Below are 25,583 nucleotides of genomic sequence, written 5' to 3' on the forward strand. Positions count from 1 at the left end.
CGCCCGCAGACGAAAACGGGTTGCCAGCGAGAAACATGGAAGCGAACAGGATCACCGCGCCCCGCCGGGGCTCCTTGCGTACGGTCATCGAGCGGGTCCGTGCGTTAGGGCGCCGCCCGGAAGGCTTACCCCAACCGAGCGCAAGCCGCTCCCCCCTCGAGCAGGCCGTCGGTGCGGTCGACCTGCTTGCTCACGTCGACCGGGAGCTGCGCTTCCTCTACGTGTCCGAGGCAAGCCTGAGATTCATAGGCTACCACCGGGAATACTTACAGACCATTACACTGCACGACATCGTCGCGCCCGCCGACGCCGAGCGCCTCGACGCGCTGCTGGCCCGCGCCTCGGCCACCGGCAGCATCGAGAAAGCGACGCTCAGCCTGATCAAGTCGCTGACCTATCCGGTCACGGTTGAATTGCGCGTCGTGCGCAACAGCCACGACGGTGTCGAGGGCTTTGCGATTGCCGGCTTCGACGTGTCGGCCTGGCGCGCCACCGAAGAGCGCCTCACGCATGCCTTGCACCACGATCGCCTGACGGGCCTCGCCAATCAGTCCGCGCTGGTGCCGGCGCTGCTCGACGCCCAGCAGCAAGCCGACGCGCACGGTACGCCGGCCGCCCTGCTGCTGCTCGACATCGACGATTACCAGCGCGTGAACCGTGCGCTCGGCTACGACGCCGGCGACGACATGCTGCGCGAAACCGCCCGACGCATCTCGAACACCACCTCCGTGAGCGACCAGATCGCCCGGGTGGCGAGCGACGAATTCGCCATCCTCATGCCGGTCGCAGCCAGCCGTACCTATGCCGTGGCGGCCGCTGAAGCGCTGGCGCGGCGTCTTCTGACCGCCATCCAGCAGCCATACGTGTTCAACGGCCAGCAGGTGCATCTGTCGGCGAGCATCGGCATTGCACTCTATCCGGACGTGCGCCATGTCAACGACACCGCGGGCCGCGATAACAACCTGCTGCGTTGGGCCGACCACGCGCTGCTGCAGGCCAAGGCAGCGGGCGGCAACACCCTGGCGTTCTATGTGCCGGACGACGACCCCGCCGACGCCGAACGCCTGAAGCTCGAAGCCGATCTGTACGACGCCGTGCGCAACGGCGAATTCTCGCTGCACTTCCAACCGATCACCAGCAGCCAGAGCCATGGCGTGGTGGGCGTGGAAGCGTTGATCCGGTGGCTCCATCCGGTGCATGGCCTCGTACCGCCGTCGATGTTCATTCCCCTCGCCGAATCGGTCGGGCTCATCAATTACCTTGGCAACTGGGTCCTCAAGATCGCCTGCATGCAGTTGATCCAGTGGGACATGCGCGGCATCAGGATGCAGTACGTCGCGGTCAATGTGTCGCCGCAGCAGTTCCGCGACCCGCGTTTCAAGGACAGCGTGCGCGAGGCCATCGAACTCACCGGGATCGACCCGCGCCGTCTCGTGTTCGAGATCACCGAAAGCCTGCTGATGCACGACCCGGCGCACGCGAAGGGCCTGCTGGAAGAGCTTACCGCGATGGGCATCCGCTTCGCGGTCGACGACTTCGGCACCGGCTACTCGAGTCTTGCGTACCTGCAACGCTTTCCCTTAGCGAAACTTAAGATCGACCGGAGTTTCGTCGAGAATCTGCTAACCTCCCGTAATGATCAGGCCATCGTTAGCGCGGTCGTGGGACTTGCGCAAACGCTAGACCTGGAGCTGGTCGCAGAAGGCGTGGAAACCGAGGAACAACGCACCCTGCTGACCGAAATGGGATGTGATCATATTCAGGGCTGGCTCGTCTGCAAGGCGTTGCCGTCCGAGGAACTGGCGCAGCGTTTCGAAGCAAACACGTTGCACCTGCATGCGTCTTCTCATGCGGGCCCGGCGGACCCGGAAGAACTGGCGCACCTGCATCGAACACCGGCATGACGCCGGTCTGCGACTCAATGGAATACGTATGGCTTTAGCGGGAATCACATGGTAAAGGCAGCGGTGCTCGACAGGCTCTGGTCTCGAATGAGCGAGCGCGGCGATTTCCCCATGCTGTCGCAATCGCTGCGCACAACCATGGCTGCAATGAACAACGACGACCTCGACTTCACAGGTCTCGTGCAGGTCGTGTTGTCCGATTTTGCGTTGACCCAGAAGGTGCTGCGCCTCGCCAACTCGGCGATGTACATGGCCTTCGGCGGAAATATCACCACCGTGTCGCGCGCCTTGATGGTGCTCGGGATGGACGCGGTCGGCCACCTCGTGGTCGGCCTGAAGATCGTCGATCACTTTCATCACAGCGTGCCGCGCCGCATCGACGCGAAACTCGAACTGAATCGCACCCTGCTGTCGGGCTGCGTCGCCCGTAAGCTAACCGAGCGCGGCGACCTGCGCGCCGGCGAAGAAGCCGTAGTCTGCACGCTGATGCGCCAGATCGGCAAGCTGCTCGTGGTTTTCTATCTCGACGCCGAGTGGGACCAGATCCGCCGCCTGGTCGACACCAATATCGAGGAAAGCGAAGCCTGCATCACCGTGCTGGGCGTCACGTTCGACGAGATCGGCGAGGAAGCCGCGGTGCGCTGGCGCCTGCCCGACATGATCCGCTCCGGCATGGGCGAGTTCGATCCGCACGACACCGAAGAGTCCCGCCAGGTGCAATGGCTGCGCGCCATCACCAACTACTCCACCGAAGTCGCCGCCGTGCTGACCACGCCGAACATGTCGGACTGGCAGCGCGAGGCACGCATCGCCGAGCTCGCACACCGTTACGGCCGCGCGCTGAACACCGACCCCGAAGTGCTGCTCGAAATGAGCGTGGCGCTCGCCCGCGAAGAAGACGGCGAAGGCGTGATGCGCGAGATCGTGGAGCTGCGCGCCAACGCCGACGCGATTGCCCGCGAAGCGCTCGATCCCGAGGCACGCATCGCCGCGGGCGTCGAAGATCTGCGGGCGCTGAAAGCAGGTAGCGCACTCGGCCCGGCGCTGGCCATGGCCACCGAAACGGTGCACGCCGGTCTCGGCTTCGCGCGTACCGTCATGTTCGTACGCCACAGCAGCGGTACGTTCAAGGCGCGTATGGGATTCGGACCAAAGATCGAGGCTGCCCTGCCCGGTCTGACGTTCAATACCGCGTTCGAGCCCGACGTGTTCCATCTCGCGATTGCGAACTCGGTGGGCATCTTCATAGAAAATGCGCGCGACCCGAAGATGGTGGCGCGGCTGCCCGAATGGTTCCGGCGCAGTTTCGCGGATACCCGCTCGTTCGTGCTGCTGCCGGTGATGGGCGAGAATCAGACGACGGTCGCGCTTCTGTACGGCGACTGGTGCCAGGCCGACGAGGCACGGCGGATCTCGCAGGGCGAGATGGCAGCGTTGAATGAACTGGCGCGGGAGTTAGGGCGTTTTTTTTCCCATGCGCCGATGCAGGAACTGGAGATGCTGTGAAGGAGTGAGCGGCCCGGCTCATTGCCAGGCTGCAGCGCCGCGGACCGAAGTCCGGACCCGGCAGCGCACTCCCCGATCGGGTTTAGTCCTCGATCCGCTCCAGACCTTTTGCCTCGGCGCTGCGATCCGCAACGCCTGCCCACGCCGCCGCGACGAGTCCCAGTTCGGCGACTTCGCGCACCGTCAACGGTGCCAGCTCCGCACACACGCTTTCAATTTCTTTCCATTCACCGCGCTCGAGCGCATCGACCACCGACAGCAGCAGACCCAGCACGCCTTCGCGACGCAGGATCGCCGCCTGAATCGGCTTCGAGAGCGTCAGCACATTGAGCGTGTTCTCGATCGAGCCGCCGAACACTGCATCCACGAACGAAAACACGCCCGTCAGAAACGCTGCATCGGCTTCGTCGCGGCCGGCCTTCGGCAGACGCAGCACCGCCAGTTCCATGAAACGTGCGCGGGTGGCGGCGAGTTGCAGCAGCGGGTCGTCTTCCAGCGCGACCTTGCGGCCGTCCGCATACAACAGTAACTGGGTCCAGCGGGCAATCCGGTTGGTGCCGGTCGCATTGATCGCTTCGCGCAGCGTGGTCACCTTGTGGCCGACCGCAAGGCCGCTCGAATTCGCCAGCTTCATCAGATGCATCACCAGCACCGGATTAAGCTTCAGCTCGGCTTCGAGCTGCGCGACCGTCGGGTCGCCGGCTAGCAACTGCAGCAGGTTCAGCAATGCGTGACGCGGCGCACTCACCTTGCGCAACGTCGCGGTCTGCGCGCGCGCGAAGTAATAGCCCTGAAATTTGTCGAAGCCGAGATTGAGGGCGGTTTCGAAATCCTCCTGTGCTTCGATGCCTTGGGCAATCAACAATTTGCCCGCCGATTTCAGCACGGTGGAAAGCTTCGGCAACAGCGCGCGGGAGATGTGCGGAAGATCGATTTTCACGCGCTCGGCATAGGGCAGCAGGCGCGCAAACGTGTCGCTCGGAACCACCACGGCATCAAGCACGAAGCGGTAGCGCCGCGCATGCAGCACGACGATTCGCGCAATCAGCTCGTCGTCCACTTCGATATCCGGCTGGAGCTCGAACAGGAAACGCTCGGCCGGCAGGAGTTCGAGCGCCTCGTCGAACAGCATCTCGCGGCTGACGTCCAGATGGGCAAGGTGGCCGGCCAACGCTCCGCGCACGCCCGAATGCATCAGCGCGGTGACGACGGACTGCGTGAAGGTGGGCTGCACGACAGCGCGCGGTTCGCCTTCGGCAGCGGCGGCCGTGGTTGCGTCATCGGGCACGGTATGCCCGGTTGCGTCAGTACTGGCTGCGGCGTCGCCTGCCGGCGCTTCGCTCACACAATGAAGCTTGAGTTCGTAGCCGCATAGCATGCCGTCGCGATCGAGGATCGGCTGGCGGGCGAAACAAGGCTTGACTGATGCGCCGTCAGCCCGACCGGGCTCACCGCCGGCCCGACTCGGATCGTCGACTTCGATGCTGGACATTCCATTCCCCCGATAAGCGCCCTGGCGCTTCCTGCTGTTTTTTGCTTCTCACATGGCGTGCGATCGGACCCGAAATCGGGCTGAGAGCGCCGCATGACGCCGCTTTGCGACGTTCTTCGATTTTAGCGCAGGCCGCTCCCCTCAGGCACGGCTATGCGCGATTTTCAAAAAATATTCAATTCCCGCAACGAGAATGCGAGCAAGTCGCGAATCGACGATACTCTTGTGCAGTGCAGAAGCGTTCCAACCCGCGATTAACCACCAAGGAAAACCATGGACGTCAAAAGCGTGCTAGACAATGCCTTCGCCATGCCGATTACGAGCCCGGCGTTCCCGATCGGCCCCTACCGGTTCATTAACCGGGAATTCCTGATCATCACGTACCGCACCGACCCGGCCAAGCTGCGCGCCGTCGTGCCCGAGCCGCTGGAAATCGGCGAGCCGCTGGTGCACTACGAGTTCATCCGCATGCCGGACTCGACCGGCTTCGGCGACTACACGGAAAGCGGACAGGTGATTCCGGTGTCCTATAACGGCGTTGCCGGCAGCTACACGCTGGCGATGTATCTCGACGACCATCCGCCGATCGCAGGTGGCCGCGAACTGTGGGGCTTTCCGAAGAAGCTCGCCAAGCCGGTACTCGAAGTGCATACCGACACGCTCGTGGGCACGCTCGACTACGGTCCTGTGCGCATTGCCACCGGCACGATGGGCTACAAGCATCGCCAGCTCGATCTCGTGCAGCAGAAGAAACGCCTTGAAGCGCCAAACTTCCTGCTGAAGGTCATGCCGCACGTCGACGGTACGCCGCGTATCTGCGAACTGGTGCGCTACTACCTGCAGGATATCGACCTCAAGGGCGCATGGACCGGGCCGGCTGCGCTGCAGCTGTCGCCGCACGCGCTCGCGCCGGTTGCGGAATTGCCGGTGCTGGAGATTGTTGAAGCGCGCCATTTGCTGGCGGATCTGACGCTGGGTCTCGGCGAAGTGGCGTTCGACTATCTGAAGTAGGCGCAGTCGCCGGATGGCGGATGGTGGTGCATCAGAGGCAACGGCCGCGAATGCGGCCGTTGTGATTTTGCAGCGCAACCGGTCACGAGGGCGGACCGGCCGCGAGGGCGGGATTGTACAAGGTGTGGGGAATGCGGCGATGGGCCCATCGCCGCAACGTTGAAGTACGGCGGATTGTTCAGGCAAGCGCTGCGAGCGTCTCCCCGGTCGTCTCGATCACCAGCAATCCGGCGCGCAAACCCGGCTTCACGGTGGGATTCGGAAACACGATGCGCTCTTCGGCACGACGCACCACATAACGATAATCGCCATCGCGCGCGAGCAGCGTGCCCTGCTCGAATGGCGTGAAGTTCGGCACATCTGCTGCAACCAGCAATTCGAACGCATCGCTTTGCTTCGTGATCTGATCGATCACCGTGAACACGCGCGGCAAAGGTTCGCTTGCGTTGTCTTCAACGCCAGCCAGCAGATCACGCAGTGCCCTATCCGCGCCGGCGAAACGCGCGAGGTCGTTCTGGCCAAACGGCCGCACCTTGCCGAGTTCCAGCGTGCAAGCTTCGGCACCACACACTTGCGCAGTGAAATGCGAATACGTGTTGCCCTTCGTCGTATGGAGCAGCACCGCCGAAATGGACGCATCGCGCAACCATTCGAACATCGCCCGCGAGAGCGGCGCACCGGTGTGCGGCAGCAGCGCAAACTGCTCGAAGACCGACGCGCGAATCGCCGTATGCATGTCGACGTGCCAGCGGGCGCCTGGTGCATCGGAGGCATCTGCGAAGAATTGTGCCGCTACGTGTTCCAGTGCAATCGCACGCGGCGCCTCGCGACTATTCGGCACCTGAGCATGCCGACCGCTGAAGAGCCGATTCAGGTCGTCGTCAACGTAACGGCAGCCGGCGCGCATCGCGGCGACGTTGCCCAGTATCACCAGCAGACGACACGTCAGCGCGGTCCGCCCTTCGGCGATATCGCGCACCACCCCCGACAGCAGTTCGATCGGTGCAGTCTCGTCGCCGTGCACACCGGCCGAAGCCAGCACGCTTTGCTTGCCCGAAGCCTCAGCAGGTTCGAATTGCAGGATGCCTTCGTCAAGCCACGTCCAGCGCACGCCATTTGCGCACACGCCCTTGGCTTCACCCGCTGACGGCTGCGTGCCCGCTAACGTGTAGGCAAGAAAATCACTCAACAGTGCATTGCGCGGGTCGTGTGTCATGCCGTGCTCAGCGCTGGAAGTCATACAACGAACCCAGCCCGAGAATCTGCGTCAACTCATCCAGCGCCGTGCGCGATTCGAGCAGCAGGCTCGGATCGGTCAGATCGGCCGGCGCGAGGCGATCGCGATAGTGCTTTTCGATCCACGCATCGAGCCGGCCAAACAGCGTGTCGGTGATCCACACGCCGGGCGTAACCGCCGCGCGTTCAGCCTCGCTCAACACCACCCGCAAACGCAGGCAAGCCGGGCCGCCGCCGTTCTTCATACTCTCGCGCAGGTCGAACACCAGCACATCGTCGATCGGGCCGCCGTGCGAGGTCAAGCCATCCAGATACTCCGCCACCCGTGGGTTTTCGCGGCATTCCTGCGGCACGACCAGCACCTGCTTGCCGTCGGGGCGCGTGAGCAACTGGCTGTTGAACAGATACGACGTCACGGCATCGCTCACACCCACCCGCGCGTCCGGGACTTCTATCACGTCGAACTTCGCATTGAGCTTGCCAAGCTTCGCTCGCAGCTCGTCGTACACCGCTTGCTGCTCGACAAACGCCAGTTCGTGACAGAACAGCGTGTTGCGATTGCCGACCGCAATCACGTCGTTGTGAAACACGCCAGCGTCGATCACGTCGGGATTCTGCTGCGCATAGACAGTCGCCGCTTCCGCAAGCCCATGACGCTGCGCAACCGCGCGGCTCGCCTCGAAGGTTTGACGCGCCGGATAGCGCTTCGGCTCCGGTCCACGCCGATATTCGCTCCGACCATAGACAAAGAATTCGACACCACCTGTGCCATATTCCGCACAAAAGCGCGTGTGATTCGCCGCGCCTTCATCGCCGAGTGCCGGCGTGCCAGGCAGCGCTTCATGCACTTCGAACCGGTCGCGGTCCGCGAAGATCGCGCGCAGCGTGCGGCGCGTCGACTCGTGTTCGATGGCACGATGCAGCTTGCTGCACAGATTGGCCGGCGTGAAATGTACGCAGCCGTCTTCGGTATCCGCCGATGGGCTCACCGTGGCGGCATTCGCTGTCCACATCGCCGATGCCGAACTGGCCGCGGCCAGCAACTCGGGCGCATCTTTCGCGACACGCGCAATCACCGTCGCGTCGTCGCCGGAAAAACCGAGTTCGCGCAACAGGCGCATCGACGGCCGCTCTTGCGGCGGCAGCACGCCTTGATGGAAACCGAGCTCGGCAAGCTGCTTCATCTTGCGCAGGCCCTGCTTCGCAGCGGCCTTCGGATTGGCGACGGACTTCTCGTTGTTCTGCGACGCGACATTGCCGAACGACAACCCGGCATAGTTGTGCGTCGGGCCGACGAGGCCGTCGAAATTGGCTTCAGTGGCTTGCATCGTCGATCCTCAGAAATGAAGGCCCGGCGACACGCTCGCGGGCATTTGCAGTTGCGCGCTTTCGACGGAGGCCATCGGATAGGCGCAGTAGTCGGCAGCGTAATACGCGCTCGGACGGTTGTTGCCCGAGCGTCCCGTGCCACCGAACGGCGCCGCGGACGACGCACCATTGGTCGGCCGGTTCCAGTTGACAATACCGGCGCGGATCGTGCGCTGGAAGTGCGTCCACAGGGTTTCGTCGTCGGCAAGAAGGCCTGCGGACAAGCCGAAGGCCGTATCGTTGGCGCGCTCGATCGCGTCATTGAAATTCGCATAGCGAATGATTTGCGCAAGCGGGCCGAAGTGCTCTTCGTCGGGCAGGTCGTGCACGTTCGTCACATCGAGAATGGCCGGGGTGACGAAGCCGAGTTGCGGGTCACGCTGCTCCATCGTCAACAGGGAACGGGCACCGGCTTCGAGCAGATGCGCCTGCGCGCTGACGAGGCGTGCGGCCGCCCGCGCCGAGATTACCGCGCCCATGAACGGCTGCGGCTCGGCGTTGTATTCGCCCACTGTGATACGTGAAGTCACATCGGCAAGACGCTCGATAAAGCGGTCGCCGAAGCTGTCATTCGGCACGAGGATACGACGTGCGCAAGTGCAGCGCTGCCCGGCCGACAGGAAAGCGGATTGAATCGTGTGATGCACTGCTGCGTCGATATCCTCAACCGGTCCGATCACGAGCGGATTGTTGCCGCCCATCTCCAGCGCCAGCAAGATTTCCGGACGGCCGCCGAACTGCTTGTGCAGCAACGTACCCGTGTCCGAACTGCCGGTGAAGAACAGCCCGTCGATCTGCCGGTGATTCGCCAGCGCGATGCCGGTACCTTTCTCGCCCTGCACGAGGTTCAGCACGCCCGCGGGCAAGCCGGCGTCACGCCACACTTCGACGGTCGCACGGGCGACACCCGGCGCGAGTTCGGACGGCTTGAACACCACCGCGTTACCAGCGATCAGCGCAGGTACGATATGCCCATTCGGCAAGTGCCCCGGGAAGTTATACGGCCCGAACACTGCCACCACACCATGCGGACGATGCCGCAGCACAGCAGTGCCGTCTGCCATCGCTGTGCGCTTTTCGCCGGTGCGCTCGTTGTACGCCTGAATCGAAATCTCGACCTTGGCCGCCATCGACGCCACCTCGGTACGTGCTTCCCACAACGGCTTGCCAGTCTCACGGCCAATCGCTTCGGCCAGCGCTTCCTTGCGCTCGGTCAGCAGCGCAGCGAAACGGCGCGCAATGCCGCAGCGATCTTCAAGACTCAATGTCGACCACGTTGCAAACGCATCGCGCGCGCTGCGCACTGCAAGGTCCACGTCTTCAGCAGATGCGCTGTGGCCTTCCCACACCGTCGCACCCGTGCCGGGGTTGCGCGAGGTGAATACGTGTCCTGTGCCGGCGGCCCATTCGCCGTCGATGAAAAGCTCAGTCATGATCATCCCTGTTTATGTTTCAGCGGCAGCACCCGTACCGGGTCGCCGGCCTTCACGTCGAGCGCCGCGGCTTCGTCGGCGGCAAGACGGAACACGCCGTCCTTCGGCACGCCTGCCGCAACGCCGACGCGGAAATCGCCGAGCGAAGTATTCGACACCAGCGACCTCGGCCCATCCTGCGGCGCGGGCGTTGCCCCCAGCGCGAAGATCTCGACCGGCACCACCACACTCTCGCGGACCGTTCGCAAGTCGGCGATATGGCATTCGAGCACCGGACCCGCATCGAAAATATCGACGTGATTCTCGTAACGCAGCCCTTCGGATTCGAGCATCCGGCGCGCGGGAATCGTGTCGTTATGCGTCAGGCCGACGCAATCCTGCGCCTCCTGCGGCAACAGCTCGACGTACACCGGATAGCGCGGCATCAGCTCGGCGAGAAATGCCTTGCGGCCATGCGAGCTCAGATAGTCCGCGGCGTTGAAATCGATCTGGTAGAAATGCGAGCCCACCGCGCGCCAGAATGGCGAGGTGCCGTTCGCATCGAAATGGCCGCGCAATTCAGCGCACAGACGCTGTGGAAAGCGCTCACGGAACTGCGCGAGAAACATGAAGCGCGAGCGCGACAGCAAGCCACCCACGCCGCTCGTGCGGTAACGTGGGCTCAGGAACAACGAGCAGACTTCCGCGTAGCCGGTCAGGTCGTGCGAAATGTTGAGCGCATGCATGCGTGTCCAGATACCCAGATCCTGGCTCGCATGCACCACCGTGCTCACACGATAGTTGTAAAACGGCTGTTCCAGACCGACCGAACTTTCGATGCCGCATACGCCAGCCACGTCGCCGGTAGCGGTGTCTTCCATCACGAAGAAGTAGCCTGCTTCATGCGGCGCGGCCTTGTCTTCCATCGTGCGGCGCGAACGCGCCACGCGCGCTTCGAGTGCATCGCGGTCAGGCTTGAACGTGGTGAGACCAGGGCCAGTCTCCTGAGCGAGCGCGACGAGCGCGTCCACATCGCCCGTCTGCACGACGCGAACGACGATCATTCTGCTTCTCCCGAAAGTTCGTAGGGATGCTCTTCGGCCGGCTGATGCAGCGCTACACAGCGCACCGGGTCGCCGTTCTGCACGCCAAGCGCGTCGCGCACCGCTAGCGGCAGCGGCGCGCCCATTGCCTTCTCGTCAGGTAAAGCGGCCAGCACGCAGCGGAAGTCGTCCGCGCGGTTGCTGGCGATCAGCCACGTGGTGCCACGCTCGCCGGCTGCCGCTTCGCGTACTGTCCTCATTTCATTGCGCCTGACACAGGCGCTGCGATCGATCTGAGCCGTCAACACCGGACCCGCATCGAAGATATCCACGAAGCGATCCGTTTCGAAGCCTTCCTCGAGGTGAATCTCATACGCGAGCAGCGCTTTTTCGTCCGGCTCGCCGAGCACACGCTGCGCCGATTCCGGCAACAGCGGCACATACACCGGATAACTCGGCATCACTTCAGCGATAAAGGTGCGGCTACGGCCACCCGATTCGATTTCGATGTCCGCGAAATTACGGCCGAAAAATTTGCGCCCCACCGCTTCCCAGAATGGCGACACGCCGTCGTCATCCGTCACGCCCAGCAGCAGCGAAAACACTTCGGAGGTGAAGCGCTTTCGATTGGCGGCGATATACATCATCCGCGAGCGCGACATCAGATGCGCGGCGGCGTCGCCACGCAGCGACGGGTCGATATAGAAGCCCGCCAGCCGGCTCTTGCCGGTGAGCTCATGCGACATCGTCAGCGCGTGAATCTTGCGATTCACATGCAGCTCGCGCGACGCGTGAATCAACGCGTCGTTGCGAAATGCATAGAACGGCTCCGAGTAACCGGCGGCGGCAACGATGCTCGCCGTGCCCAGCAGCTTGCCGGTCTCGCTATCTTCGAGCACGAACAGGTAAAACTCCTCGCCCGGAAAATCGACTTCCGCACGAAACGAGTCTTCGGACAGCGCGACGCGTGCTTCGAGCGCACGGCGGTCATGCGGCAGCGAGTGCAGCACGGGTTGAGCCGTGCGCGCCATATGTTCGAGCGCATCGAGATCGGCGAGGCGGCCGGGGCGTACGAAGAGCATCGTCGTTCCGTTGGTTGAGTGTGACGCCAGATTAACGGGCCGGCGCTTCAGCTGTCGCGCCGATCACTGCTTCTATTGCCTTTGCCAGACGCGCAAAACCTTCGCTCATGTCGTCGAGCGGCACGATCAGCGACGGCGCGAAACGCAGTACGTCGGGACCCGCCATCAGCATGATCACGCCGTGCTGGCCCGCTGCCGTCACGAAGTCTTTGGCGCGGCCCTTGAAGGCATCGTTCAGTTCCGCGCCAATCAGCAATCCTTTGCCGCGCACTTCCTTGAAAATGCCGAAGCGCTCGTCGAGCTTCGCCAGATGCCCCTTGAGCGTCTCGCTGCGCGAACGTACGCCTTCGAGCAGCTTCGGGTCGCTGATCAGTTCGACCACCTTGTCCGCAATCGCCGCACCGAGCGGATTGCCGCCATACGTCGTGCCATGCACACCCACCTTGAAATGTGCGGCGAGTTCGTTGGTCGTCAGCATCGCGCCAATCGGGAAGCCGTTACCGAGCGACTTCGCCGTGGTCAGGATGTCCGGGGTCACGCCGGTGTCCTCGTACGCGTAGAAAGTGCCACTGCGGCCCACACCCGTTTGTACCTCGTCAAAAATCAGCAGTGCGCCATACTGATCGCACGCCTCGCGCAACGCTTTCAGAAACGCCGGATCCGCCGGAATCACGCCGCCTTCGCCCTGGATCGGCTCGACGATCACCGCACAGGTTTTTGCGCCGATCGCCTCGCGTGCGGCTTCGATATCGTTGTACGGCAGATGACGGATACCTTGCGGCACCGGTCCAAAGCCTTCCGAATACTTCGGCTGACCGCCGACGCTCACGGTAAAAAACGTGCGGCCATGGAACGACTGCGTGAACGAGATGATTTCGTCCTTCTCGATACCGTGACGGTCGAAAGCGACGCGACGCGCCAGCTTCAGCGCCGCTTCGTTCGCTTCGGCGCCGGAATTGGCGAAGAACGCGCGGTCGGCGAACGTCAGCGCTTCGAGACGTTTGGCGAGACGCAACACCGGTTCGTTCGTGTAACCGTTACCAATGTGCCAAAGCTTGCCGCCCTGCTCGCTCAGCACCTTCAGCAGTTCTGGATGCGCGTGGCCAAGCGCGGTGACGGCGATGCCGCCCGCGAAGTCGATATAGTCGCGGCCCTGCGTATCCCAGACGCGCGACCCGAGACCGCGGTCCGGCACGAAGGCGGCGGGAGAGAACACCGGCACCATCACTTCGTCGAAAGTCTGGCGTGTCACAGTCTGGTCGTTCATGGCAAATCCTCGTTACAGGTAGCGGGTAATAGCTTCAGTGTAGATAACCGCGTGTGAAACGTCTTGCTCATACGCGACGCGTTCTGTCGGGCTTGTTGCCGTCGCATGCCACATGGGTTGGCTGGCATGGCCCATGACTAACGCGCCGTATCATCAGGACGTTCGATCAACGCGGCTGGCCGCGGTTCGCTCGTTGCCGTGCCGGTCGCACTCGTCTGCTTTTCGATCCAGTTGCGACGGTCCTCGCGCGGCGTCACGCCGAAACGCTCGCGATACGCATTCGAAAAGTGCGCCGCCGACGAAAACCCGCACGCGAGACTGATCTGCACGACGGATTTGCTGGTGCGCTGCAACTGCGTACGCGCTTTCGACAGACGCAGCCCAAGGTAGTACTTGGACGGCATCGAGCCGAGGTATTGGCGAAACAGCCGCTCCAGTTGCCTGCGCGACACGCCGACGAGGCCCGCGATTTCATCGCTTGTTAGCGGATCTTCGATATTCGCTTCCATCAACAGCAGGGCATCGTTCAGACGCGGATGGCGCTCGCCCGGTGCCGTCACGTAGGGAATGCGTTGCCGCTCTTCACCGGCGCGCAACACGCCGACGCCGAGCGTATCGGCAATGCGGTCAGCGAGTTCGGGGCCGTGGTCACGCGCGATCATCGCCAGCATGAAGTCCACGGTCGCCTGGCCGCCCGCACAGGTGGCGCGGTCGCGGTCGATTTCGAAGATCTGCTGGGTGACGATCGAGCGTTCGAACTGCTCGGAGAACTGCTGATAGGTTTCCCAGTTGACGCTCACGCGATAACCGGACAACTGCCCCGCCATGGCAAGCCACCACACGCCATGATGGATGCCCGTGACGAGCGGCGTGCGTTGCCCGACGCGCGAGAGACTGGCGAGGAACAGGCGATAATCGGCGAACTGCTGAAACCGTTCGCTGACGAGGATCAGCCAGTCGCAGGAGATGGCATCGCCAAAGGCCGCATCCGCCGGCCATTGCGCGCCGCCCGCGAGCGGCACCGGACGGCCATCCCACGAACACACCTGCCAGCGGTATAACGCGCGGCCATCGATCTCATTGGCAAGATTGAGAGCATCGACAATCGGCCCGACGCCCGACATCGACACCGGCGGCAATGCAACGATTGCCACCTGCGTGGTGCGGGTCGGACTGGACGGTCGAGCCATCGGCAAAGTAATGTATGACGCGCGGTGGGCGTTACTTCAGACTGCCGGAGAGGAACTGCTTCAGGCGTTCGCTGCGTGGCGCGCTGAGTACCTCGGCGGGCACGCCCTCTTCCTCCGTGCGGCCCTGGTGCAGAAACATCACGTGATTCGACACGTTGCGCGCAAAGCCCATTTCGTGCGTGACGACGATCATCGTGCGGCCTTCTTCGGCCAGCTTCTGCATGACCTTCAGCACTTCGCCGACCAGCTCCGGATCGAGCGCGGACGTCGGCTCGTCGAACAGCATCACATCGGGGTTCATCGCCAGCGCGCGGGCAATCGCCACTCGCTGCTGCTGGCCACCGGAGAGATGCGACGGATACTGCTTTTCCAGCCGCGGCGCGAGACCCACTTTCTCCAGATACTCTCGAGCGCGCTCTTCCGCTTCGCGACGCGACAGCCCAAGCACGTGAACCGGCGCCTCGATGATGTTCTCGATCACGTTCATGTGCGCCCACAAGTTGAAGTGCTGGAACACCATCGCGAGCTTCGTGCGGATGCGTTGCAACTGCTTGTGGTCGGCCACTTCCAGATTGCCACCGCGATCGGCCTTGGTACGCACCGTCTCGCCATCCACGACGATCTGCCCGGCGTTCGGCCGCTCCAGAAAGTTGATGCAGCGCAGGAACGTGCTCTTGCCCGACCCGCTCGCGCCGATGATGCTGATCACGTCGCCCTTGTTGGCGTTTAGCGACACGCCCTTGAGCACTTCGTTATCGCCATAGCGCTTGTGGATGTCCTGCACGGCGAGCTTGCAGGCTTCAGTCTGAGTCGTGTGGAGCAAGTCGCTCTCCCAAGGTGAATTCGAACCTGTCATGGAACATATAACAGGGGTGACGCGGTGACCCGCGGCAAAATCATGCCGCTCAATGCGGCCGCACCGCCAGATACGCCAGCCAGTGCCGCTCGGCGCGCCGGAACAACGCCACCAGCGCGAACGATACCGCAAGATAGATCAGCGCCGCGATACCGAACGCGCTGAACGAATCGTAGGTGGCCGAATTGGCGTCGCGAGCCACCTTGAGGATGTCCGGCACGGTCGCGGTGAAGGCTACGGTCGTGGCATGCAGCATCAGGATCACTTCGTTACTGTACAACGGCAGCGCACGGCGCAGCGCGGACGGCACGATGATGCGGCGGTACATGGTGAACCAGCTCATGCCGTAGGCGCGGGCCGCTTCCACTTCGCCGTGCGAGGTCGAACGGATCGCCCCCGCGAAAATCTCGGTCGTATAGGCACAGGTGTTCAACGCGAACGCGAGAATAGCGCAATGGAAACCGCTACGGAAGAACGCGTCGAGCAGTTGGTGCGAGCGCACGAACTCGAGGCTGTACATGCCCGTGTAGATCAGCAGCAACTGCACATACAAGGGCGTGCCGCGAAACACATAGGTGTAGATGCGCACCGGCGTAGACAGCCAGCGCTTCTTCGACACGCGCGCCACCGCCAGCGGGATTGAACAGACAAAGCCAATACCGATTGACGCCACCAGCAGCCACAAGGTCACCGCAAGGCCGGAGAGACGCTGACCGTCCCAGTAAAGAAAAGCCCGGCCGAATTGGGAAAGGATTTCGATCATCGTGTCTTTTCTCTCAGAGCTCGGCGTGCCGCACGCCAATCGAATAACGCTTCTCCAGCCAGATCAGGACGAGATTCGACACCGTGGTGATGGCAAGGTAGATCAGCGCGGCGATCAGGATGAAGAAGAACATGTTGAAGGTGCTCTTGCCGGCGTCCTGGGCGGCCTTGACGACGTCCGCGAGACCGATGATCGACACCAGCGCGGTCGCCTTCACCAGCACCTGCCAGTTGTTGCCAATGCCTGGCAGCGCGAAACGCATCATCTGCGGAAACAGGATGCGCGTGAACACGCGCGCTCCGCTCATGCCGTAGGCCGCGCCCGCTTCGAGCTGGCCGCGCGGTACTGCGAGGAACGCACCGCGGAAGGTTTCGGTGAAGTACGCGCCGTAGATGAAGCCCAGCGTGATGACGCCCGCCACGAACGGGTTGATGTCGAACTGCGGTAGATTCAATGCGTCGGTCAGGTCGTTGACCGCGATCTGGATGCTGTAGAACAGCAGCAACATCAGCACGAGATCGGGCACCGAACGGATCAGCGTCGTATAAGCCGTGCCGAGCGCGCGCAGCGGCCGGTTGAACGAGAGTTTCGCCGCCGCACCGGCCAGCCCGAGCAGGACCGCCGCCGCAAGCGACAGGACCGACAGTTCGATCGTCTGGATCGTGCCGGCGAGGAGCACCGGACCAAAGCCGTAAAGGAACACGTTTGTCTCCATCCAGGTGTCGGGGGTTCAGGATTCAGGCATGGCGCGGATACTCGCAAGCGAAAAAGATTTGCTCAAACAGGCCGCCGCTGCCGTGTTGCGACGCAACATTGGACGATTCAGCGTGGTGACGGCGTAAAACGCCTGTTTTAGCGGGCGATAGGTGTTGGCAAGCGCGTTGGACCACGGGTCCACGCGTGGCGATTTAGCAAGTTTCGGGTCGCTTTTTCGATAGACGGCGCGGCGCGGGCCTGGGCGCGACTTGCAGTCACGATCAGGGCAAACCCCGCTACACTGCGGTTGCCTGGGGTGTATATCCCCGCCCGCACAACTCCCCCGAGGACTTCGAGCATGACTGCCCGTTTCGACTCCACGACGCTCGATGCCTACACGAAGGACGCCGCCCGTTACAGCCAGGAATGGCTGGACCAGCCGCCTCCGAACGACCTCTACGCATTGCTGGAAACGCATCTGGTGCCGCAAGGCACGACCGCCGAGATCGGCTGCGGCAACGGCCGCGATGCGGGATGGCTGGCCGAGCACGGCTACGAGGTCACTGGCTTCGACGCATCGCCGGGCCTGCTTGCCGAAGCGCGCCGTCTGCATCCGGAGATCGAGTTTCGCGAGGCCACCTTGCCGGCGCTCGAGGAGATCGAGGAACGTTTCGACAATATCGTCTGCGAGACGGTGATCATGCATTTGCCGGCCGAATCGATTCCTCTCGCCGTGGATAATCTCAGGCGCCTCTTGCGACCGAACGGTGTGCTGTATCTGTCATGGCGCGTCACCGAAGGCGAGGACACACGTCAGCCCGACGGGCGGCTGTACGCCGCCTTCGAGCCCAAAGTGGTAGTGGACGCGCTCGTCGACTGCGCGATTCTGCTATTCGAAGACGTGACGAGCGAAAGCTCGGGCAAGCGGATCTGCCGGGTCATTGCCTCGAAGAATCTCGGCGGCGTCTGATCACTCAATCCCCAGCCGGGCGCGAATCGCCGGCAGCATATGCTCGACCGCCGCGCGCCCTTCGGCAATTGCCGGCGCCGCGCGGTGAAAATCGAAAATGCCCATGCCGCCCAGGCGCGGCTGAATCAGGATGTCGGCGGGCTCTCCCGCCAGACGGCTGCGCGTGATCCGCACCTGCATGATGTCGATGCTCTGCGCGACCGAACTCAGCATCGACGGCACCCGGGCGCTTGGTTCGGGCGCGACGCGCACGTCGGCTGCCACCTCGTCCTCCGAAGGCGCGAGCCAGCGCGGCCACGGCTTGCCGTTCTTGCGCAACGAACCGGGCGGCGGCGCGGTCGGATCGATCACCGGTGAGGCTGCAGCCGTGAGGCCGCCGAAGTCGCGGCCATTGAGAATGTCGTTGTTCAGATCCACCGCGATCACGCAATCGGCACGCATGCCGCGCGCCACCGACACCGGCACGGGATTGCTCAGACCGCCATCCACGAGCCACACGCCGTTATGCCACACCGGCGTGAAAATACCCGGAATTGCGATCGACGCTCGCACAGCATCCACCACACTGCCGTCCTGCAACCATGTTTCGCGGCCCGAATCGAGTTCAGTCGCCACCGCGGCAAAAGGCATCTGCAACTGGCTGATCTCACGTCCGTTGAACCGGTTGGCGAACACCTGGATCACCTTGCGTCCACCCAGCAGGCCGCCGGAAATGCGCAGGTCCAGCAGGCGCAGCACCGTCTGCCAGGTCAGACGCGACACCCAGTCCTCCAGCCAGTCGAGATCGCCGTTCGCGTACACCGCCGCGACCAGCGCGCCGATCGAGGTGCCGCACACGACGTCCGGCTTGATGCCCGCGTCATGCAGCGCGCGGATGGCGCCGATATGCGCCCAGCCCCGCGCAGCGCCGCCGCCGAGCACGAGACCAATGCGCGAGTGAGCACGTCGCCGCAGCATGTTTTCTCCTTGTCGTCCTATCGTCCACGTATCACGTCGGAACGCGATGTCGTATAGACCTTGTGAAACGCATCGAAGTGCACGTTGAAGAAACCCTCTTCCGTCACGCCGCCCTCGCGCCACTTCCAGCTCCAGACGGTTTCGGGCTTGAGCGGAAACACCGCCACCTGGCCCGGTTTGCCGAGCAGACGGCGTACTTCGTCCTCGGTCATGCCGGGCTGGATCTTCGCGAAGTTGGCCGCGGTCAGCACCTGAGTAATGGCTTGCAGCTTGCCGTCACGGTCGATGTCGACCATATAGGTGTTGAGCCCCTGCGGGCCGCGCGGATATTCGAGGCGCTTCGAACCGTCGGTAAACGTGCGTTCGGTTTCCGGCTTGCCCATCTGGTTGCGAATTTCCGCCTCAGTCGTCACGCCGGGCGTGAGGCCCTTGAGCAACAGCGCGTCCGGCTTGATGGCGTTGAACAGTTCCTTGAGTTTTTGCACAGCACGTTGGCCCTGTTGGTCGTCGCAACCCGCCAGCGCGAGCGAAGCGGCCAGCACGGCGACGGTGAGCAATCGGTAGTTCGATGCCATCTGGGAAGTGGGGATACGGTCCGTTATGTGAAGGTTTAACGACAGGATAGCAAAAGCTCACCCGCAGACGCAGCGAGGCGCCCCGGCGGGCAGCCTCGCCGGCAGGACAGCCACGCGGTGACGATGCAGCGCAGTGCGCCGCGCCTGCTACCGGCGAGACTCAACGGAACAAGGGACGGGGAATGGATGGACCACTGAAAGTGCCACGCGGCGGAGCTTATCCACGCGCCACGAAGGCATGCACAAACGGAGGGAGACTCGCCGCGGGATGACCGGGCTACAGATGGGATGAAGAGAGACCCAAGACGACACGCAGCGGTCCGGCTGAACGAAGCAATCAGCCGCAGATGGCCGCTGACCCTACGCTTTCGCCCGTGACAGACCGCTGCACACGGCCGTCTGGTCCCTCGACTATTTTGCCCAGGTGGCGATAATTTAGACGCATTAAATTGATTGTGCGAGCCAGCGTTTACACTGAATCTTCTGATGAATGGACGCTGACTAGCCCACCGCAAATCCTGCCCGTCCGACACCCTGCAACACCGAGTCATTTTGCGGCGTGTGGATGCGTGCGCACAGCACATCGCGGTAGTGACGTTCGAGCGGATTATCACGGCTCAAGCCCGGATTGCCGCTCGCTTCGACAGCCAGTTGCACCGCTTCGATCGCCTGATTCGTCACCGTGTATTTGGCGAGCGGTGCCTCGTCGAGCGCCACCCGCTCGATATGCGCCGTCGCATCGAGCAGCACGCGGTTGCTGAACAGCAGCGCATCGATGCGGCCAAGCGTTTGCTGAAACGACGCGAGACTCGCGAGCGGCGCGCCGAGATTGGCGGGCGCGCGAGTCGTCGCCCAATGCACGAACCAGTCGCGCGCCGCACGCGCCACCCCGTCGTAAACCGCTGACAGCAACACGCTCATCCATGCCATGCCAAGCGCGTCCAGTCCGGCGCCCGGCGCGCCGGGCAACTGGATGTCGACGGCATGCTCCGCCGGCACGAAGACGTTGTCGAAGACGATTTCATGGCTGCCCGTCGCGCGCATGCCGAGATGATTCCACAGCGCACCGACCCGCACGCCCGGCGTGTCGCGTCGCACGAGCCACACGCCGACACGCGGCGGTGTTTCGTCGCTGCGCGCCCACACCGCCAGCCACGTCAGGCCGGGGCTGCCGGTCGAATAGATCTTGCTGCCGTTGATAATCCAGCCGTCGCCGCTACGCGCAGCAAGTGTGCCGGGCAGACCGCCGCGAGCCGGTGTGCCGAGTTCGGGCTCGACCCGCAATGAATTGATCAGCGCGCCGTCGCGAACGGCTTCGCGGGCGACCTGCTGACGCAACTCACGCGGCCAGTTCTGGTTGCCCTGCAAGCGATGATGAAACAGATACTGCATGACCAGCACGAGGGCCGTGGATGGCTCGCCACGCGCCACCGCACGCACTACCTTCAGTGCTTGCGGCAGGCTGGCGCCCGCACCACCGAGATCGGCCGGCACCGTCAGCGACAGCAGATCGTGCTGATGCAGGCGCGCCAGATTGGCATGGGGAAAATCGCCGCTACGGTCGTAGTCCGCGGCGCTTGCCGCGAACTCGCTGGTCAGTTGCTCAAGCAACGCATCGAACACGTCGCTATCAAGCGGCGGATGGCGTCGCGCCGCGGCGTGCGCGGCGGTGGGTTCGAACTCGGGGGCGTTCATCGCAACTCCGGCGCGGCCGCGCTGTGGCGGCCGTGGTCATGTTCAGGCCTGCTGACGGCTCACGGACACTTAAGGATACTTAAGGACTCGGGGCCGGCAGTTCACAAGTTTAAGGCACAGGAAAACTGCGGTCGAAGCTCGCTTTGACATCGAGGCGCGCGGGAATGACGCTGGCGGCTGTGTAGGTGTCGGCGGTACGCTGCTGCGCCGCGATCACATCGTCGTCAATCGCGACCGGATGCACCTGACCGCGTTGATAGACGGTTTTCAGCACGTCGGGCGGCAAGCCAGTCACGCGCGACTGCATCGCTGCGACTTCCTCGGGATGCGACAGCGCCCACTGCTGGCCAAGCGCCACGCGCCGCAAGAAGTCCGCTAGCACCGCACGTTTATCGGCGATGGCGCGTTCGGTCGCAACCTGGTAACTCAGCCCTTCCGACAGGCCGACGCCATTGACCAGAATACGGTCGTGATCGCGGGACTCGCTTAACGCCGTGTATGGATCCCACACGGACCAGGCATCCACGCTGCCCGATGCAAGCGCCGCCTTTGCATCAGCTGGCGCGAGGAAGACCAGCGTGACATCGGAGAGCGGAATATTGGCCTTTTTCAGTGCCGCGAGCACGAGGAAGTGACCGATCGAGCCGCGCGTCGTGGCGATACGCTTGCCCTTCAGGCTCGCCACATCGGTGAGCGGCGAATGCGCGCCGACGACGATCGCGAGATCGACCGGATGCGAGCGCGTCGCGGCCACCGCGCGCACCTGGGCGCCCGCTGCAAGCGCGAACACCAGCGGCGCGTCGCCGAGGCCGCCCACATCCACGGCACCCGCGTTCAGTGCCTCACCGAGTGGCTGCGCAGCAGGAAAGTTGAACCATTCGATCTGGTACGGCAGATCCTTCAGTTGTCCCGACGCTTCGAGAATGCCGCGTGTTTGCAGCGACTGGTCGCCGACTTTCAGCACGGGCAGATCGGCGGCACACGCCATGTCAGGCCATGTGGTCAGACCCGCTGAGGTCAATGCCAACGCTGCCAGTACAAACGCTTTTGCAAATGCTGTTGCCACCGCGTCACGAAGACGCGGCGAGGCCATCTCCGCAACAAACGCAAGAGGCGTGAAAAACCCACGGGAGAGAAAACGTGTTGTCGTCATATCGTTCGCTACGGACTAGTCAGCAACGAAGATACGGCACGTACTTGTATAAGACAAACGCATTATTCTTCTAAGCAAATATGCGGATCTTGCTACGCGCGGCAGCGTGAACCGGCCTCATTGCAGGTATCATCGAACGCACGATTTGCTTGCTCTCTTACCTCATCGCTCAACATGAAGATCGACGATATCGACGCCTATGTCGCCGTCATCCGCGCCCAGTCGCTGCAGCAGGCCGCGCAGACACTCGGCCTCACGCAACCCGCCATCACGCGCCGGCTGCAAAACTTCGAGGAAGCGTTGGGCATCGAACTGCTCGATCGCAATACGCGTCCGCTGAAGGCCACCGCAACCGGACGCGTCGTCTACGAACAATGCCGCGTCATCCAGCGCGAACTGGACGTGTTGCGCGGGTTGGTCGCGAACGATTCGCCGCCGGTCGGCGCACTGCGCCTGGGTGTCGCGCAGACGATCGCCGATATCGCGTTGCCCGATGCCATGCGCGAACTACGCACGGCCTACCCCGAGTTACAGGCGCGTGCCTCGAGCGGCTGGGGGAGTCAGTTGCTGCAACGGGTGGAAGCCGGCGAACTCGATGCCGCGGCAATGTTGCTCCCGGCCAACAAGACGTTCGCCGAGTCGCTCGCCGCGCGCTCGCTGGGACGCGTCAAACTCGCCGTCGTGGCGCCGCATGGCACGCTGAAAAAACGCGCGCATACGCTGGCGGAATGTCAGGCGATCGGCTGGGTGCTGAATCCGGATGGCTGCGGGTTTCGCGAAGGTCTGCAGCGTGCCTTGACCGGTCTCGGTCTCACGCTGAAGCTCAACATGGAGACGCTCGGCACCGAACTGCAATTGCAGCTCGTCGCCGACGGCAACGGCTTGGGGCTCGTGCCGCTGCCCTTGCTGCAGACGAGCCGTTACGCAGCGGCTCTGGACGTGGTGACCGTGAGCGACTTCAAGCCGCTGATCGATATCTGGCTCGTGCATCCGCGCGTGCTCGGCAAGCTGCAGCAGCCCGTGGAGCGTTTCGGCGCCGCCGTCGAGCGGCAATTCAAGGCGGCACGGCTGCAATCTCAGGCAGCATGAGGACAAGACAAACCAACGCGCGCGCATGCCTGCTTCAGCATGTGGTGCGCGTTGGACCGACCAGCGCGACCCTCAAAACAGCAAGGGCTGCCGCTCAGATCACATGAAACCCATGTGTGCCATCGCGCGCCAGTTGCGCGACCAGTCCGTACTCCCAGTCCAGATAGGCCTGCATCGCTTCGTGCGCGTTATCCGTGCCCTCGTAAGGACGACGATAACGATCGATGCGCGGTGACGCGAGATGCGTCTCGCCGCTCTCGAGCGGCAGACCCGCCGCGATCCACGCCGTCGTCCCACCCGTCAGCACCTGTACCGGCTTGCCCGTCAATCCGGCCAGTTCCGGCGCAGCGAAGCGTGCGAGCGCACTGGTCCCGCAGGTCACCACATAGCGTTGCGCTTCCGGCAAGTTGGGCAGCGCATCCGCCAGTTGTCCGCGCAACGCAAACCACGCACCGGGAATATGCCGCGCCACATAGTTCGCGCTCGCCGTGAAATCCAGCACGACGGTGCCGGGCGCACGCAGCAGGATCGCGAGGTCCGTCGGCGAAATCTCGTCGGCAACAGGTGGGGTCACCGCGTTGCGCGCGACCGGCGCTGCGCCCTCTTCCGTGAAATCGGCCGGCGTCAGACCATCGACCACGTACACCTCGACATTCATCTGCGCGAGCCACGAGGCCGTCATGTTTGCGCGCACGCCGTCGCTGTCCGCGAGAATCACGCGGGCACCGCGCACCGGCGCGAACATATCGGTCTCCTGCACAAGCTGCCCGCCAGGCGCGCTGCGAAATCCGGGCACATGGCTCGCCTGGTACTCCTGCGGCGAACGCACGTCGAAACGATAGATCGTGCGCACGGCTTCCTCTGCCCAACGACGCGCTTCGTCGCGCGAAGTGCGGCCCACTTCAGCGCGATCGGCCACTGCGCGCGCCGAGGCCGCTGCAGCGACCCGCACCGAATCGACGGTAACCGGATCGAAGCGCTTCGTGCTGCCGTGCGCCAGCGTTTGCCCGGCGAGCGTCCAGCCGATCGTGCCGTTACGTAACGCCGCAATGGGATTGGGCACGCCCGCATTGATCAGCGATTGCGCACCAATGATGCTGCGCGTGCGTCCCGCGCAGTTGACAACGATCTGCGTCGACGGGTTCGGCGCGAGTTGCCGCGCGCGCAGCACCAGTTCGGCACCCGGCACGCTGATGCTGCCGGGAATGTTCATGGTCTGATACTCGTCGAAGCGGCGCGCGTCGAGCACGACCACGTCGGCGTCGCTGTCGAGCAGTTCCTGCAATTGCGGCGCTTCGAGCGACGGTGTATGCCGTTCGCTTTCCACCAGTTCGCCAAAGGCCTTGCTCGCCGAGTTGACGTCCTGAAACAGTTCGCCACCTGCGTCGGCCCAACCGCGCAAACCGCCGGCCAGCAATGTGACATCGGTGTAACCCAGTTCAACGAAACGGCGCGCCGCGCGCACCGCGAGCCCTTCGCCATCGTCGAACACCACGATTGGCACGCTGCGGCGTGGCAACCGCAACGGCGCGTCCAGTTCAAGTTTCGATAGCGGAAGATTGGCGGCGAACAGCGGATGGCTGCGTGCATGCGGATCTTCCTCGCGTACGTCGAGCAATGCGATTTCGCGGCGCTCGAGTAATGCGCGGCGCACGTCTTCGAATGAACGGCTACGGAATTCAGTCTCAATGGTCATGAGATTGCGATCTCCTTCGATACATTCCAGATATTCGGCAACACGTCGTTGGAATAACCGGAGATAAATGTCTTGCGGCCACCCTCCCCGGGGTAAACCGAGCGCGACACCGCCCCGATATTTGCACCATAAACGTGAATGCTGACCGACACGCGGTCGTCGTATGCATTGCTAACCCGATGAATGTCGCCAATGCGCGGCGAGACCGCATCGACGGCACCAGTTTCGAGCCGCCTTGCCCCATCAGAAGCAATCACCGTGCCGCTTTCGTCGAGACAATATGGCTGTGCGATTTCCGCACCACGCAAGACACCAATCAGGCCCCAAACGGTGTGGTCGTGAACCGGCGTGGCCTGTCCTGGCCCCCAGACAAAACTCACCACAGAGAAGCGCTGACGAGCATCCGCGTGCAGAAGGAATTGCTGATAGCGCTCGGGGTCTGGACGCGCGTACGCGTCGGGCAACCAGTCGTCGTGCGCAACCAGTTCACGCAGCGCGGCGCCGCCCGCTTCCAGCAGACTGGCTTCGGGGAGAGCATCGTCGAGTAACGATGCGATCCGCTCGACAAATGTGCGCAAGCGGTCAAGCCGCAAGATCTGGCTCATGAGGTAATGGAAAAAAT

22 protein-coding genes are annotated in these 25,583 nt (G+C 63.3%); 5 read left to right on the forward strand and 17 right to left on the reverse strand.

Annotated features, from left to right (window positions below):
- The first annotated feature begins 35 nt into the window (after nucleotides 1-35).
- Complete coding sequence (locus P3T17_RS14920; protein WP_429407537.1) at nucleotides 36-1,904, forward strand: putative bifunctional diguanylate cyclase/phosphodiesterase; 1,869 nt, start codon at nucleotides 36-38, stop codon at nucleotides 1,902-1,904.
- A 48-nt stretch (nucleotides 1,905-1,952) separates the two neighbouring features.
- Nucleotides 1,953-3,410, forward strand: coding sequence for an HDOD domain-containing protein (locus P3T17_RS14925; protein ID WP_074265021.1), 1,458 nt, complete (start codon nucleotides 1,953-1,955; stop codon nucleotides 3,408-3,410).
- A gap of 82 nt (nucleotides 3,411-3,492) precedes the next feature.
- On the opposite strand, the gene P3T17_RS14930 is transcribed toward P3T17_RS14925, so the two are convergent.
- Nucleotides 3,493-4,902, reverse strand: a complete 1,410-nt coding sequence (locus P3T17_RS14930; protein WP_429407539.1) for an EAL and HDOD domain-containing protein — start codon at nucleotides 4,900-4,902, stop codon at nucleotides 3,493-3,495.
- A 273-nt stretch (nucleotides 4,903-5,175) separates the two neighbouring features.
- Here P3T17_RS14930 and P3T17_RS14935 point away from each other — a divergent pair, with 273 nt between their 5' ends.
- A complete protein-coding gene (locus P3T17_RS14935) occupies nucleotides 5,176-5,913 on the forward strand; it encodes an acetoacetate decarboxylase (protein ID WP_074265023.1) in 738 nt (245 codons plus the stop codon).
- A gap of 178 nt (nucleotides 5,914-6,091) precedes the next feature.
- On the opposite strand, the gene astE is transcribed toward P3T17_RS14935, so the two are convergent.
- The 10 genes from astE to P3T17_RS14985 all read right to left on the reverse strand — a co-directional run bounded on the left by astE (nucleotide 6,092) and on the right by P3T17_RS14985 (nucleotide 16,833).
- Nucleotides 6,092-7,153, reverse strand: a complete 1,062-nt coding sequence (gene astE, locus P3T17_RS14940; RefSeq protein WP_429407541.1) for a succinylglutamate desuccinylase — start codon at nucleotides 7,151-7,153, stop codon at nucleotides 6,092-6,094.
- Nucleotides 7,137-8,477: an N-succinylarginine dihydrolase gene (astB, locus tag P3T17_RS14945; RefSeq protein ID WP_429407543.1), complete on the reverse strand. Its 1,341-nt coding sequence runs from the start codon at nucleotides 8,475-8,477 to the stop codon at nucleotides 7,137-7,139. Before astB ends, astE begins: the two co-directional genes overlap by 17 nt.
- Before the next feature lie 9 nt (nucleotides 8,478-8,486).
- Complete coding sequence (gene astD / locus P3T17_RS14950) at nucleotides 8,487-9,950, reverse strand: succinylglutamate-semialdehyde dehydrogenase (RefSeq protein WP_429407545.1); 1,464 nt, start codon at nucleotides 9,948-9,950, stop codon at nucleotides 8,487-8,489.
- Between the two features lie 2 nt (nucleotides 9,951-9,952).
- Complete coding sequence (gene astA, locus P3T17_RS14955; protein WP_429407547.1) at nucleotides 9,953-10,993, reverse strand: arginine N-succinyltransferase; 1,041 nt, start codon at nucleotides 10,991-10,993, stop codon at nucleotides 9,953-9,955.
- Entirely contained in the window at nucleotides 10,990-12,054 is a 1,065-nt protein-coding gene (gene aruF, locus P3T17_RS14960; protein WP_074265027.1) for an arginine/ornithine succinyltransferase subunit alpha, read from the reverse strand. The genes astA and aruF overlap by 4 nt, the downstream gene beginning before the upstream one ends.
- Nucleotides 12,055-12,085: 31 nt before the next feature.
- Nucleotides 12,086-13,321, reverse strand: a complete 1,236-nt coding sequence (locus tag P3T17_RS14965; RefSeq protein WP_429407549.1) for an aspartate aminotransferase family protein — start codon at nucleotides 13,319-13,321, stop codon at nucleotides 12,086-12,088.
- A gap of 137 nt (nucleotides 13,322-13,458) precedes the next feature.
- The gene (locus tag P3T17_RS14970; RefSeq protein ID WP_074265029.1) at nucleotides 13,459-14,511 is read right to left on the reverse strand and encodes a GlxA family transcriptional regulator; all 1,053 of its coding nucleotides are present in this window, start codon (nucleotides 14,509-14,511) and stop codon (nucleotides 13,459-13,461) included.
- A gap of 31 nt (nucleotides 14,512-14,542) precedes the next feature.
- Nucleotides 14,543-15,367 (reverse strand): ABC transporter ATP-binding protein, encoded by an 825-nt coding sequence (locus P3T17_RS14975; RefSeq protein ID WP_143787523.1) that lies wholly within the window; start codon nucleotides 15,365-15,367, stop codon nucleotides 14,543-14,545.
- A 49-nt stretch (nucleotides 15,368-15,416) separates the two neighbouring features.
- Entirely contained in the window at nucleotides 15,417-16,130 is a 714-nt protein-coding gene (locus P3T17_RS14980) for an ABC transporter permease (protein WP_074265031.1), read from the reverse strand.
- A gap of 13 nt (nucleotides 16,131-16,143) precedes the next feature.
- Nucleotides 16,144-16,833 (reverse strand): ABC transporter permease, encoded by a 690-nt coding sequence (locus P3T17_RS14985; protein WP_429407898.1) that lies wholly within the window; start codon nucleotides 16,831-16,833, stop codon nucleotides 16,144-16,146.
- A gap of 351 nt (nucleotides 16,834-17,184) precedes the next feature.
- Between P3T17_RS14985 and P3T17_RS14990 the strand changes: the two genes are divergently transcribed.
- Nucleotides 17,185-17,796 (forward strand): class I SAM-dependent methyltransferase, encoded by a 612-nt coding sequence (locus tag P3T17_RS14990; RefSeq protein ID WP_074265033.1) that lies wholly within the window; start codon nucleotides 17,185-17,187, stop codon nucleotides 17,794-17,796.
- Here the strand turns inward: P3T17_RS14990 and P3T17_RS14995 are convergent, their stop codons facing one another.
- From P3T17_RS14995 to P3T17_RS15010, 4 genes are all read right to left on the reverse strand, one after another.
- The gene (locus P3T17_RS14995; protein ID WP_074265034.1) at nucleotides 17,797-18,753 is read right to left on the reverse strand and encodes a patatin-like phospholipase family protein; all 957 of its coding nucleotides are present in this window, start codon (nucleotides 18,751-18,753) and stop codon (nucleotides 17,797-17,799) included.
- A gap of 17 nt (nucleotides 18,754-18,770) precedes the next feature.
- Entirely contained in the window at nucleotides 18,771-19,328 is a 558-nt protein-coding gene (bamE, locus tag P3T17_RS15000; RefSeq protein ID WP_074265035.1) for an outer membrane protein assembly factor BamE domain-containing protein, read from the reverse strand.
- A 501-nt stretch (nucleotides 19,329-19,829) separates the two neighbouring features.
- Complete coding sequence (locus P3T17_RS15005; RefSeq protein WP_429407552.1) at nucleotides 19,830-21,023, reverse strand: acyl-CoA dehydrogenase family protein; 1,194 nt, start codon at nucleotides 21,021-21,023, stop codon at nucleotides 19,830-19,832.
- Nucleotides 21,024-21,132: 109 nt separating this feature from the next.
- On the reverse strand, nucleotides 21,133-22,011 hold the full coding sequence (locus P3T17_RS15010) for an ABC transporter substrate-binding protein (protein WP_429407900.1): 879 nt from the start codon (nucleotides 22,009-22,011) through the stop codon (nucleotides 21,133-21,135).
- A gap of 339 nt (nucleotides 22,012-22,350) precedes the next feature.
- On the opposite strand from P3T17_RS15010, the gene P3T17_RS15015 reads away from it, so the two are divergent.
- Entirely contained in the window at nucleotides 22,351-23,265 is a 915-nt protein-coding gene (locus tag P3T17_RS15015; protein ID WP_429407554.1) for a LysR family transcriptional regulator, read from the forward strand.
- A 94-nt stretch (nucleotides 23,266-23,359) separates the two neighbouring features.
- Here the strand turns inward: P3T17_RS15015 and P3T17_RS15020 are convergent, their stop codons facing one another.
- Nucleotides 23,360-24,961, reverse strand: coding sequence for a rhodanese-related sulfurtransferase (locus P3T17_RS15020; protein WP_429407556.1), 1,602 nt, complete (start codon nucleotides 24,959-24,961; stop codon nucleotides 23,360-23,362).
- Complete coding sequence (locus P3T17_RS15025) at nucleotides 24,958-25,566, reverse strand: cysteine dioxygenase (protein ID WP_074265039.1); 609 nt, start codon at nucleotides 25,564-25,566, stop codon at nucleotides 24,958-24,960. The genes P3T17_RS15020 and P3T17_RS15025 overlap by 4 nt, the downstream gene beginning before the upstream one ends.
- Nucleotides 25,567-25,583 lie beyond the last annotated feature (17 nt).

Source organism: Paraburkholderia sp. GAS82 (assembly GCF_050436285.1).
In the GTDB taxonomy this organism is placed as follows: domain Bacteria; phylum Pseudomonadota; class Gammaproteobacteria; order Burkholderiales; family Burkholderiaceae; genus Paraburkholderia; species Paraburkholderia phenazinium_B.

What these genes read in the sequence shown, in the direction of transcription:
- P3T17_RS14990 (WP_074265033.1), top strand. Translation starts at nt 17,185, where the DNA reads ATGACTGCCCGTTTCGACTCCACGACGCTCGATGCCTACACGAAGGAC.
- P3T17_RS15015 (WP_429407554.1), top strand. Translation starts at nt 22,351, where the DNA reads ATGAAGATCGACGATATCGACGCCTATGTCGCCGTCATCCGCGCCCAG.
- P3T17_RS15025 (WP_074265039.1), bottom strand. Translation starts at nt 25,566, where the DNA reads ATGAGCCAGATCTTGCGGCTTGACCGCTTGCGCACATTTGTCGAGCGG.
- astE (WP_429407541.1), bottom strand. Translation starts at nt 7,153, where the DNA reads ATGACTTCCAGCGCTGAGCACGGCATGACACACGACCCGCGCAATGCA.
- P3T17_RS14975 (WP_143787523.1), bottom strand. Translation starts at nt 15,367, where the DNA reads ATGACAGGTTCGAATTCACCTTGGGAGAGCGACTTGCTCCACACGACT.
- P3T17_RS14925 (WP_074265021.1), top strand. Translation starts at nt 1,953, where the DNA reads ATGGTAAAGGCAGCGGTGCTCGACAGGCTCTGGTCTCGAATGAGCGAG.
- aruF (WP_074265027.1), bottom strand. Translation starts at nt 12,054, where the DNA reads ATGCTCTTCGTACGCCCCGGCCGCCTCGCCGATCTCGATGCGCTCGAA.
- P3T17_RS14965 (WP_429407549.1), bottom strand. Translation starts at nt 13,321, where the DNA reads ATGAACGACCAGACTGTGACACGCCAGACTTTCGACGAAGTGATGGTG.
- P3T17_RS14980 (WP_074265031.1), bottom strand. Translation starts at nt 16,130, where the DNA reads ATGATCGAAATCCTTTCCCAATTCGGCCGGGCTTTTCTTTACTGGGAC.
- bamE (WP_074265035.1), bottom strand. Translation starts at nt 19,328, where the DNA reads ATGGCATCGAACTACCGATTGCTCACCGTCGCCGTGCTGGCCGCTTCG.
- P3T17_RS14935 (WP_074265023.1), top strand. Translation starts at nt 5,176, where the DNA reads ATGGACGTCAAAAGCGTGCTAGACAATGCCTTCGCCATGCCGATTACG.
- astD (WP_429407545.1), bottom strand. Translation starts at nt 9,950, where the DNA reads ATGACTGAGCTTTTCATCGACGGCGAATGGGCCGCCGGCACAGGACAC.
- P3T17_RS15005 (WP_429407552.1), bottom strand. Translation starts at nt 21,023, where the DNA reads ATGAACGCCCCCGAGTTCGAACCCACCGCCGCGCACGCCGCGGCGCGA.
- astB (WP_429407543.1), bottom strand. Translation starts at nt 8,477, where the DNA reads ATGCAAGCCACTGAAGCCAATTTCGACGGCCTCGTCGGCCCGACGCAC.
- P3T17_RS15020 (WP_429407556.1), bottom strand. Translation starts at nt 24,961, where the DNA reads ATGACCATTGAGACTGAATTCCGTAGCCGTTCATTCGAAGACGTGCGC.
- P3T17_RS14995 (WP_074265034.1), bottom strand. Translation starts at nt 18,753, where the DNA reads ATGCTGCGGCGACGTGCTCACTCGCGCATTGGTCTCGTGCTCGGCGGC.
- P3T17_RS14920 (WP_429407537.1), top strand. Translation starts at nt 36, where the DNA reads ATGGAAGCGAACAGGATCACCGCGCCCCGCCGGGGCTCCTTGCGTACG.
- P3T17_RS14970 (WP_074265029.1), bottom strand. Translation starts at nt 14,511, where the DNA reads ATGGCTCGACCGTCCAGTCCGACCCGCACCACGCAGGTGGCAATCGTT.
- P3T17_RS14930 (WP_429407539.1), bottom strand. Translation starts at nt 4,902, where the DNA reads ATGTCCAGCATCGAAGTCGACGATCCGAGTCGGGCCGGCGGTGAGCCC.
- P3T17_RS15010 (WP_429407900.1), bottom strand. Translation starts at nt 22,011, where the DNA reads ATGGCGTGTGCCGCCGATCTGCCCGTGCTGAAAGTCGGCGACCAGTCG.
- astA (WP_429407547.1), bottom strand. Translation starts at nt 10,993, where the DNA reads ATGATCGTCGTTCGCGTCGTGCAGACGGGCGATGTGGACGCGCTCGTC.